Here is a 9985-nt window from a genome sequence, read left to right as displayed (position 1 = left end):
GATGTGGGTGGAGATCCGGAAAACCTGACCCCGATAGAGCATCGTTACTCCCGGAACGATACCGGAGAAAAAAGGTATAATTCCCGCATTGGGACGGCAATGCATGGGTTGTAAATCTCGACGAGGAGCGGGGGAGCCTCACTCGGCACGCTCGGTGAAGATGATCGTCCCGGCGATCCGGGTGATCTTTACCTTCACCGTCTGACCCGGTTTTGCATTCGCGACGTACATCGTGTAGCGGTCGATCTTCACCACGCCGTCGCCGCGTTTCGAGAGAAACTGCGGGGTGACGTCCATAATGGCGCCTTCGGTCGGTTTTGAGGCTGCTGAGGGGTCTATGATTGCTTTCCGCTTCCGAACCGGCCGGTGGCCGCCGCAGGCGTCGCACCGCAGCATCAGGACCCGGTCGCTCTTAACGAGGCGGGTATCGGGCTTTCCACACTCCGAACAGATAACATAGTCCTCGACGTAGCCCCGGATGATCGTGTTGATCTGCTCCTGCTCGAACTTCCCGGAGAATACGGCCCGCGTTCCCTCGATTTTGCCGGCGGTGCCGAGTTCGCCGAGGAGGTGCTTCATCAGGTGGTCCGGATCGCGCCGGAGAATATCCGCGATCTCAGCGAAGTTCTCAAGGACCGTGGTCTTCCCCTCGATAAAGACGCGGGCGACAGGAACGGTGAACCGATCTTCAAACTCCGTCGGTTCCGTGATATTGGTATAGGCCTTCTTCAGAAGGTCTTCATATGACGGGGTCATACCCAGAGTATTGGTCGCGCGACGTCAAAAAGTGGTTCCCTCGGTACACCCGGCTTGCACATGCTTATGTAGATAGGCAACCCACCAGTCTTACAGTATGTTACCGGCACAGGACCTTGCATTGCTGCGAAAAACCCTCGGACGCGACTTAACCGACGTCGAGACCGCCTGCTTCGAAAACCTTTGGAGCGAACACTGCAGTTACCGGTCCACCAAACCGCTCCTGCGGACGCTGCCGACGGAGGGAAGCGAGGTGCTGCTCGGGCCGGGGGACGACGCCGCCATCGTGCGGTTCAGCGACACCTGTGCCCTTGCCATAGGGATGGAGAGCCACAACCACCCAAGTTACGTGGACCCCTACGACGGCGCCGCCACCGGCGTCGGCGGGATCGTCCGCGACGTCCTCTCGATGGGCGCCCGCCCCATCGCCCTGATGGACCCGCTCTACTTCGGGCCCCTCGACAGCGAGAAGAACCGTTACCTTGTCGAGCATATCGTCGCCGGAATCGGCGGCTACGGCAACTGTATCGGAGTGCCGGTCGTCCGGGGGGAACTCGTCTTCGACCCTTCCTACGCAGGAAACCCGCTCGTGAACGTCGTCTGCGTCGGGATCGTGGACCCCGACCGCTACATCACCGCCCGGGTGAAACGGCCGGGGAGTCACCTGGTCCTGATAGGCTCCTCGACCGGCCGGGACGGCCTCGGCGGGGCATCGTTCGCCTCCCGGGACCTCTCCGAAGACGCGGAGGCCGCCGACCGGCCGAGCGTCCAGGTCGGCGACCCCTACACCGAGAAACTCCTCATCGATGCGATCCTTGCGATGGCAAAGACCGGAAAAGTCCTCTCCTGCCGCGACCTCGGGGCGGCGGGGCTTGCCGGAGCGTCAAGCGAGATGGCGAGCTCCTTCGGGGCGGTCATCCACGCCGACCGGGTCCACCTCCGGGAGACCGGGATGGGGCCGCGGGAGATCATGCTCGCCGAGTCCCAGGAGCGGATGCTCGTTGAGGTGGCTCCGGAGGACGTCACCCTGATGGGGGCGATCGCGGAGAAGTACGACCTCCGGTGGAGCGACATCGGTGAGGTTATCGATGAACCCCGCTACATCGTAAAGTTCCACGGCAAGACCGTCGCGGACCTGCCCATAGACCTGCTCGTCGGCGGGGCGCCGCTCTGTGCCTGGGAGAAGAGGCCCTATTCGGCGGAGAAGCCGTTCTCCCGTCCGACAGCGCCGATAAAGGATCTCGCGCTCGCGGTCCTCGCGCACCCGGACATAGCAGGGAAGGACTGGGTCTACGAGCAGTACGACCGGGACGTCCAGCTCCGGTCGGTCTCCCTCCGCCACGACGCCGCCGTGCTCCGTCTGGAGGATAAGGCGCTCGTCCTCTCCTGCGGGTGCAACCCCAGGCACATCTTCTTAAAACCCTTTGAGGGGACGGCAAACGCCGTCGTCGAGAACGCAAGCAACCTCGCCTGTCTCGGCGCCGACCCGCTCTGCATCGTCGACTGCCTGAACTTCGCGAGCCCCGAGCACCCGGAGACCAACTGGCACCTCGAACAGTGCGTCCTTGGCCTCGGAGATGCGGCGCGGAAGATGGCGGTCCCGATAGTCGGCGGCAACGTCTCGCTCTACAACGAGAGCGACGAGTTCGGGACGCGGATCAAACCGACGCCGTCGCTCGGCATGGTCGGTCGGGGGGAGGTCCGTGCGTGGGCGACCCCCGCCGCCGGCGACCTCCTCGCCCTGATCGGAACGACGCTCCCCGACTACGGGGGCTCGGTCCTCGACGCACTCACCGGGTGCAACGGGCCCGCACCCGCAATGGCGGACCCGGCCGTCGTCGCCGTCGTCCGCGGCCTTGTGAGGGAGGGGCGGGTCACGGCCGCGACCGATCTCTCCCGGGGCGGTCTCCTTGCAGCGCTCGCGAAGGTCGCGCCGTGCGCGGACGTCGCACTCGCCGGCGACCCCCTGGAGGAACTCTTCTCCGAGACCTACGGCCGGTTCCTGGTCGCGGTCTCGGATGAATCGGCTCTCGCCGGGGTGGAGCACCGTGTCCTCGGCAGGGTCGGCGGCGACGCTCTCACCCTCCGTCTCAGGGATGAAGCGGTCGTCATCGCGCCGGAGGAACTCGATACGGCGCTCACCTCGACGACCCGGACGATGCGCTACTGACTGCCAGCGTCCGGAGGAGGCCCGCCAGGGCCTTCACGGCGTCCGGATCTCTCACATCCCGCGTCGTGAACGAGACCGTGCCCAGAACCTCGGCGCCGCGATCCGCAAGCATCTCCCGGAGCGTCTCAAGCGTCTTCCCCGGTCCCCCGCGCGATGTGCAGAAGGCGACCGCAGTCTTCCCCGCGATGCCCTGCAGGGCGGCAACAGCGGCGTTGGCGGCGGGTGTCGGGTTGCCCCCCCATACGGGGGTTCCGACGACGACGGTCTCGTAACCGGAGACATCGATGACGGAGGGCTCGATGGCGGCACGTTCCTTTCTCATGGCACGGGGCGCGCCTTTGAGGTACATCCCCACCTTCGAGTAACCCGCAAGGTCTTTTACTTCGATGAGATCGCCGCCGGTCGCGGCAGCGAGCCGTTCGGCCACAGCCCGGGTATTTCCGGTCTCGGAGTGATAGACGATACAGACGGACATACTGAAGCGTACCGTCTTCAGGTATAAAAAAAGAATTATTTCTGGAATTGCGGCATGAACCCGCGGAGTTCCTTACCCACCTGCTCGATCAGGTGCTCCTCGTCCGCTCTTGTCAGCGCGTTGAGGACCGGGCGGTTCACCGTGTTCTCAAGCAGCCATTCCCGGGCGAACTCCCCGTTCTGGATCTCCTCGAGGATCTCCTGCATCGCCGCATAGGTCTCCGGTCCGATGACGCGCGGCCCCCTCGTCAGGTCGCCGTACCGGGCGGTGTTGCTGATCGAGTCGCGCATCTTCGTAAACCCGCCCTCGTAGATCAGATCGACGATGAGTTTCATCTCATGAAGAACCTCCAGGTACGCCATTTCGGGCGCATACCCGGCGTCCACAAGGGTCTCGAACCCTGCCTTGATGAGGGAGGTCACCCCGCCGCAGAGGACCGCCTGCTCCCCGAAAAGGTCGGTCTCGGTCTCCTCGGCAAACGTCGTCTCGAGCACGACCGCACGGGTCGCCCCGATCCCCCGGGCGTAGGCGAGCGCGACGGCGTGCGCCTTACCCGTATAGTCCTGGTGGACGGCGATGAGTGCCGGAACCCCCTCCCCCTCCTCGTAGGTCCGCCGGACCATGTGGCCGGGGCCCTTTGGAGCGACCATGACCACGTCGACGGTGGGCGGAGGAACGATCTGTCCGTAGTGGATATTAAACCCGTGTGAGAACATCAGGCAGGCGTTCTCTCGAAGGAAGGGGCTGATCTCGGTGCGGTAGACGGCCGCCTGGCTTTCGTCGGGAAGAAGGATCTGAATTATCTCGGCGCGCTTGACCGCTTCCGCCACAGGATAGACTTCAAAACCGTCTTCGGATGCTTTCTGCCAGCTGTTGCCGGGCCGCAGGCCGACGACGACCTGGCAACCGGAATCACGCAAGTTCAGCGCCTGGCCGCGGCCCTGGGACCCGTAGCCGATAACGGCGATGGTCTTCCCCTCCAGGGTGCGGAGGTCTGCATCGGACTCGTAGTATTTCTGCACCATATGTTCTCACTTCTGATTGAACAGCAAACCAGATAAATCTTATATAGGGAGCTCCGGTTGCAGGGAAGGTTATTTTAAGGTTAATGAAGAGAAACCTTATACCTTATACATTACTTGAGGATTTGTAATGGAACTGCCAGATGTCCAGTCCAGCCTGCCGGAGGTCCGTATCAACCTGACCAGGGTGGGTGTAAAAAACGTCCAAAAACTTGTTGAAGTCGCCCGACCCGGCAAGCGACCGGTCATTTTTATCTCCAAGTTCGACGTTTTTGTTGACCTCCCCGGAAGCCTCAAAGGCGCAAACCTCTCCCGGAACTTCGAGGTCATCGACGATGTGTTGCAGCAGGCCATCGACGGAGACGTCAAGGAGATCGAAGAACTTTGCAGCGCCGTAGCGAGAAAACTCCTTGACCGCCACGAGTACGCGGAGCGGACTGAAGTCCGGATGCGGAGCAAGTTCATGGTCCGGCGGGAGACGCCGGTAAGCGAGACGAGCTGCCATGAGGTCGTGAACGTCCACGCCCGCGCAATAGCCCAGAGGAACGACGGATGCCCGATCATCCGAAAGAGCATCGGTGCCGAAGTGACCGGGATGACCGCCTGTCCGTGCGCCCAGAACATCATGAAGGACCACGCCCTGCATGTCCTTGAAAACCTCGGCATGGAAGAGGACAAGATCAATGCGTTCTTCGACGAAGTGCCGATGGCCACGCACAACCAGCGCGGCCGGGGATTCCTCAGCATCGAGACCGACGACGACCAGCACGTCAGCCTTGAGAAGATCATCAAGATCCTCAAGGACTCCATGAGTGCGCGGATCTATGAGCTCCTCAAGCGGGGCGACGAGAGTTACGTGGTGATGGAAGCCCACAAAAATCCGCGGTTCGTCGAGGACTGCGTCCGCGAGATGGCCCGCAAGGTGATCACGCAGTTCCGGTATCTCCCGGGGGACTCCGTGGTTACCCTTAAACAGACGAATGAGGAGAGTATCCACCAGCACAACGCATACGCGGAGCGGAAGGCAACGATAGCTGAACTTGTTGCCGAGATGGATGAAGATATATAATTAGATAATTATTTTTTTAGCAATTATATTTGGTAATGATATCCAATTTGGAGTGTTACAACTTCAAAAATTCGTAATATTTGAGAATGCACTGAAACGAAAGTTATAAACTCTGTTTCTATCATAATCCTTCTTGACGTACGCACGTACGTTTCCAGTACTAAATTGTGTGGTAACACCGGTATAGTGTTTTGAACACCATAATATCGGAATGAGGCGATATATTTGTCGAAAGTTGTAGAGATATCCCCAACAACGAGACACGAAGGCCACTCGAAGCTCGTTCTGAAGGTCAACGATGACGGCATCGTCGAGCGTGGAGACTGGCTCAGCATCACCCCGGTGAGGGGTGTCGAGAAGCTCGCCATCGGCAAGACGATGGATCAGGTTCCGAAGATTGCATCGCGCGTCTGCGGTATATGTCCTATTGCGCACACCCTGGCAGCAACTGAGGCAATGGAAGCTTCCATCGGGTGCGAGATCCCCGAGGACGCAAAACTCCTGCGTTACATCCTGCAATGTGCCAACAGGATGCACAGCCATGCCCTGCATAACATCCTGGCCCTTCCGGACATGTACATCCCCGGAACCGACATGAAGATCAACCCGTTCACCAAAGAAGAACCGGTCAGGAGCGTTGCCCTCCGGATCCAGCGCATCCGTGAGATCGGCCAGACGATCGGCGAGATCGTCGGCGGAGAGGCCATCCACCCGAGCAACCCCCGTGTCGGTGGCATGTACCGAAACATCAGCCCGCGGGCGAAGGCGAAGATTTACGACCTCGCAAAGGAAGCCCGGGCTCTCACGCAGCAGCAGATGGAGTTCATGATCGCGGTCTTCCGGAACTATCAGAGGCGCGATTGGGCCGAAGTCGGCGGCGTCGAAGTCCCGATCCCGAAGGACCTCGGCTACCACAACCAGGGCTACATGGCCACTGCACCGGTCTACGGCAGCTCCAGCCTCGATGAGAACCCAACCTGGTTCCCCGAGCGGTTCACCGAAGTCCGCCCCTGGGACTGGTACATGGGCGAGGTGGAGATTGACGAGGCCGACCCGAACTACCCGGTCGGTGGCACTACCCCCGTAGGAAACAAAGCTTGGCCCCAGATGGAAGCCTGCACCGGCGTCCCGCTCTACGACGGCCAGCCGATCGAGGTCGGGCCACGCGCACGCCAGGCCATATTCAAGAACTACGACGAGAAGGGCACCATCGGCCTCCAGATCGCTCGCCAGATGGAGTTCCCCGAGACCGCTTACGGGATCATCGACGCGCTCGACGCGCTCGACACCTCCGGACCGGTGCTTGCGGACCCTATCCCGCAGGGTGACGGCTCCCTTGGATGGGCCGCAAACGAAGCGCCCCGTGGCACGGATGTCCACCTGGCCCGGGTCAAGGACGGCCGGGTGCAGTACTTCTCGATGCTCGTCCCGACCACCTGGAACTTCCCCACCTGCAGCCGTGCGCTTGAGGGTGCACCCTGGCGGCTTGCGGAAGTCGTCATGCGTGGATATGACCCCTGCGTCTCCTGTGCGACGCACATGCTGGTGATCGACGAAGACAAGAGATTAGTGGCCCAGAAACTCATTCAGTGAGCGTACACGCATGCTATTTCGTGAGATCGTGATCGCAGGATGCGGAAACCCTCTCTTCGGAGACGACGGGTTCGGTCCTGCAGTCGTCGAAGAGCTCAAGAAGTTACAACTGCCCGACAACGTCAAGGTGATCGATGCCGGCCTTGGCGCCCCTCACTTCCTCTTCACCCTGATGGAAGATACAGAGGTGCCGGTGAAGAAGCTGCTCATCATCGATATCGCCGATTTCGGCGCCAATCCCGGTGATGTGACGAAGCTCCGGCCCGAAGACCTGCCGCCGGGCGCCTACCGGGATGCCCATTCATGGGACCTTTCCGAGCCGTTACAGCGATTAAAGGATACCGTCGACATCACGATCATCGCGTGTCAGCCCAAGCGTGTCGCGAGCCAGGAGTTTGAACTAGGGCTCACTGAGGAGGTTGAGGAGGCCATTCCCAAAACAGTGCGTATCGTACTGGAAGAAATTGGGGTAGAATATGGGGCTGCTATCAACCATCAAGGAACGCATCTTTGGGCGTCGCCGGGAGAAGCCGGCAGAGATGCCGGGAAGAAACCCGGAGAGCAATCCTGAGGTGAAGCCTGCGGCGATCCGGCCGCACGCGAAGCCCGCGGTGAAGCCCTCTGATGTGATTGTAGAAGAAAAGGTGGAAGTTGTACAAAAGGAGGAAAAGCCTGTGGCAGAAAAGATTTCGATAGGTGAATTACACCTGAGCGGATGTACGGGATGCCTCGTGACGCTTGCGGATAACTACGAGGGTCTCTTCAAGCTGCTCGATGACTATGCGGACCTGGTCTATGCACTGACACTGGTCGATGTGCGCCACGTCCCCGAGATGGACGTGTGCCTGGTCGAGGGGTCGTGCTGTCTGGACGACAAACTCTCGGTAGAGGAACTGAAAGAAGCAAGGGAGAAGTCGAAGGTGCTCGTCGCCTACGGCGCCTGTGCGGCTTACGGTAACATAACGCGGTTCTGCCGTGGCGGCCAGTGGAACCAACCCGGTCAGGAGGCGTTCGTGCCGATCAGCGAGATCGTCGACGTCGACCTCTACCTGCCGTCCTGTCCCCCGTGCCCCCAGGCCGTCAGGAACATCGCCGTCATGGCCTACCTGCTCCTGAAAGGCAACGACGAGCAGAAGAACCTTGCAACCGCTTACCTGACGCCGCTGATGCAGCTTGCACAGCGCGGTGATACGGCATGCGGCTGCGACCTGATGTACGATGTCATCAACCAGGGGCTCTGCATGGGATGCGGAACCTGCGCCGGCACCTGCCCGGTCCGGGCCGTGACCATGGAGTACGGCAAGCCGAATGTGAACCGCGACCAGTGCATCAAATGCGGCGCCTGCTACGCGCAGTGCCCGCGGAGCTGGTTCAACTTCGACGTCATGAACAACTACGAGGGCATCATGGGTGCCATCAAGGGAGCCATGCAGTGAGGTGAGAAAGATGGACGTACTCGGTAACTACAAGTCCGTAATCTCGGCGCGTTCGACCGACAGGGACATCCTGAAGAAGTCCCAGGACGGCGGCATCATCACGACGCTCTTTGCCTATGCGCTCGAAGAGGGCATCATCGACGGTGCCATCGTCGCGGGCCAGAGCGACGAGCCCTGGAGACCCCAGCCCGTGGTCGCGACCACGAAGGCCGAACTCCTGGCCGCCGCCGGAACGCGCTACACCATCAGCCCGAACCTCTACCTGATCAAGGAGGCGACCCGCAGCTACGGTCTCGACAGAGTCGGCATCGTCGGGACGCCCTGCCAGATGCAGGCGACCCGGAAGGCCCAGGTCTACCCGATCGGCATGCGGGACGTCGACGATAAGATCGCGCTCGCGCTCGGCATCTTCTGCATGGAGAACCTCTCCTACCAGGCGCTCGAGGCCATGGTCGAGGACCACTGCAACCAGAAGATGGAGTCCGTCAAGAAGATGGACATCGGCAAGGGCAAGTTCACGGTCTACACCGAACGCGGTGCAATCAGCCAGATGCCCTTGAAGTTGATCCACAAGTACGTGCAGCCCGGCTGCCACGTCTGCCTGGACTACGTCGCGAACCTCGCCGACATCTCCAGCGGCTCCGTGGGCAGCCCCGACGGCTGGAGCACGGTCTTTGTCCGGAGCACGAAGGGCAACACGGTCTGGGACGGCGCCATCGCCGCCGGTTACTTCGAGACGAAGCCTATCGGCGAGGTCAAGCCCGGCCTCGACCTCGTAAAGAAGCTCGCCACGGAGAAGATCACGAAGAACCAGAAGAACGTGGACGCTCGTAAGACGATAGGTCTCAAGGCGGACGGAACCCCCAAGGGTCTCCGGAACCCCTACGAGTCTCCCTGAAACTCTCTTTTTTCTCACAGGCAAGGGCGCTTCACCGGAGCCTTCTCACTCTCGATTGAGCGGGAGCGTTCGGAGGTCCCGGAAAAGGGAGAAACTGGTGTTCTTTCGAATATTCCGGCGAGTTCCCGAGGTCTTCCGGGAGGTCACCGATGAACCTGTTCCAGAACGGTCTGAGGATAACGATATGACCGACCGTGTAGCAGGGCGACGAAGTGGTCTCTTCCCCGATCGGTCCGTAGAAGAACCCGTCCTGTGTCCCGGTCTCCCCGAAGACCGCGCCGAGGATGATGGCGCGCCCGATCTGGGCGAGGTTGACATCGTTGCTGGTTTGCGGCGTCAGCGGATCGGGATCGGTGCCGTCAAGGAAGACCGTCCCTGTCGGTGAGCGGGGCGGAGCCAGCTTCGGAACGTCGGTAGGGATGCTCGGGTACCTGAACCTCAGGCAATACGGAACCGAAGTCGGCGATCAGCAATTTCTCAATGAGATGATCCCGAAACACCTCAGCCGGGAGGGGGCATCCCCCTCCCGATCCCTCCCCCGCGTGGCGATACCCAGAGAGGAGCCG

At 61.0% G+C, this 9985-nt stretch carries 10 protein-coding genes; 7 read left to right on the top strand and 3 right to left on the bottom strand.

Features of this window, described 5'->3' with window-relative positions; translation table 11 throughout:
* Window positions 1-138: 138 nt before the first annotated feature.
* Window positions 139-756, bottom strand: a complete 618-nt coding sequence (locus BRA42_RS08045; RefSeq protein ID WP_292408443.1) for a translation initiation factor IF-2 subunit beta — start codon at window positions 754-756, stop codon at window positions 139-141.
* A 97-nt stretch (window positions 757-853) separates the two neighbouring features.
* Between BRA42_RS08045 and purL the strand changes: the two genes are divergently transcribed.
* Window positions 854-2926, top strand: a complete 2073-nt coding sequence (gene purL, locus BRA42_RS08040; protein WP_292408440.1) for a phosphoribosylformylglycinamidine synthase subunit PurL — start codon at window positions 854-856, stop codon at window positions 2924-2926.
* Here purL and BRA42_RS08035 read toward each other — a convergent pair.
* Both BRA42_RS08035 and ilvC read right to left on the bottom strand, forming a co-directional pair.
* A complete protein-coding gene (locus BRA42_RS08035) occupies window positions 2895-3401 on the bottom strand; it encodes a flavodoxin family protein (protein ID WP_342770815.1) in 507 nt (168 codons plus the stop codon). The two genes, purL and BRA42_RS08035, sit on opposite strands and share 32 nt — an antisense overlap.
* 35 nt (window positions 3402-3436) lie before the next feature.
* The gene (gene ilvC / locus BRA42_RS08030) at window positions 3437-4426 is read right to left on the bottom strand and encodes a ketol-acid reductoisomerase (protein WP_342770814.1); all 990 of its coding nucleotides are present in this window, start codon (window positions 4424-4426) and stop codon (window positions 3437-3439) included.
* 127 nt (window positions 4427-4553) lie between these two features.
* Here ilvC and mptA point away from each other — a divergent pair, with 127 nt between their 5' ends.
* From mptA to BRA42_RS08000, 6 genes are all read left to right on the top strand, one after another.
* Entirely contained in the window at window positions 4554-5492 is a 939-nt protein-coding gene (gene mptA / locus BRA42_RS08025) for a GTP cyclohydrolase MptA (protein WP_292408431.1), read from the top strand.
* A gap of 225 nt (window positions 5493-5717) precedes the next feature.
* The gene (gene frhA / locus BRA42_RS08020) at window positions 5718-7085 is read left to right on the top strand and encodes a coenzyme F420 hydrogenase subunit alpha (RefSeq protein ID WP_292408427.1); all 1368 of its coding nucleotides are present in this window, start codon (window positions 5718-5720) and stop codon (window positions 7083-7085) included.
* A gap of 10 nt (window positions 7086-7095) precedes the next feature.
* Window positions 7096-7656 (top strand): coenzyme F420-reducing hydrogenase, FrhD protein, encoded by a 561-nt coding sequence (frhD, locus tag BRA42_RS08015; protein ID WP_342770813.1) that lies wholly within the window; start codon window positions 7096-7098, stop codon window positions 7654-7656.
* 103 nt (window positions 7657-7759) lie between these two features.
* Window positions 7760-8521: a coenzyme F420 hydrogenase subunit gamma gene (frhG, locus tag BRA42_RS08010; protein WP_292408421.1), complete on the top strand. Its 762-nt coding sequence runs from the start codon at window positions 7760-7762 to the stop codon at window positions 8519-8521.
* A 10-nt stretch (window positions 8522-8531) separates the two neighbouring features.
* Complete coding sequence (frhB, locus tag BRA42_RS08005; protein ID WP_342770812.1) at window positions 8532-9419, top strand: coenzyme F420 hydrogenase subunit beta; 888 nt, start codon at window positions 8532-8534, stop codon at window positions 9417-9419.
* Between the two features lie 284 nt (window positions 9420-9703).
* On the top strand, window positions 9704-9985 hold a 282-nt coding region (locus BRA42_RS08000; protein WP_342772118.1), incomplete at its 3' end, for a hypothetical protein.

It is taken from the genome of Methanoculleus sp. UBA374 (assembly GCA_002508705.1).
Lineage (GTDB): Archaea > Halobacteriota > Methanomicrobia > Methanomicrobiales > Methanoculleaceae > Methanoculleus > Methanoculleus palmolei.
This window is presented reverse-complemented; position numbering and strand designations above follow the sequence as displayed.

Bases quoted from the DNA above. Each gene is read 5' to 3' on its own strand.
- ilvC (WP_342770814.1), bottom strand. From the start codon at position 4,426: ATGGTGCAGAAATACTACGAGTCCGATGCAGACCTCCGCACCCTGGAG.
- purL (WP_292408440.1), top strand. From the start codon at position 854: ATGTTACCGGCACAGGACCTTGCATTGCTGCGAAAAACCCTCGGACGC.
- frhD (WP_342770813.1), top strand. From the start codon at position 7,096: ATGCTATTTCGTGAGATCGTGATCGCAGGATGCGGAAACCCTCTCTTC.
- mptA (WP_292408431.1), top strand. From the start codon at position 4,554: ATGGAACTGCCAGATGTCCAGTCCAGCCTGCCGGAGGTCCGTATCAAC.
- BRA42_RS08035 (WP_342770815.1), bottom strand. From the start codon at position 3,401: ATGTCCGTCTGTATCGTCTATCACTCCGAGACCGGAAATACCCGGGCT.
- frhB (WP_342770812.1), top strand. From the start codon at position 8,532: ATGGACGTACTCGGTAACTACAAGTCCGTAATCTCGGCGCGTTCGACC.
- BRA42_RS08045 (WP_292408443.1), bottom strand. From the start codon at position 756: ATGACCCCGTCATATGAAGACCTTCTGAAGAAGGCCTATACCAATATC.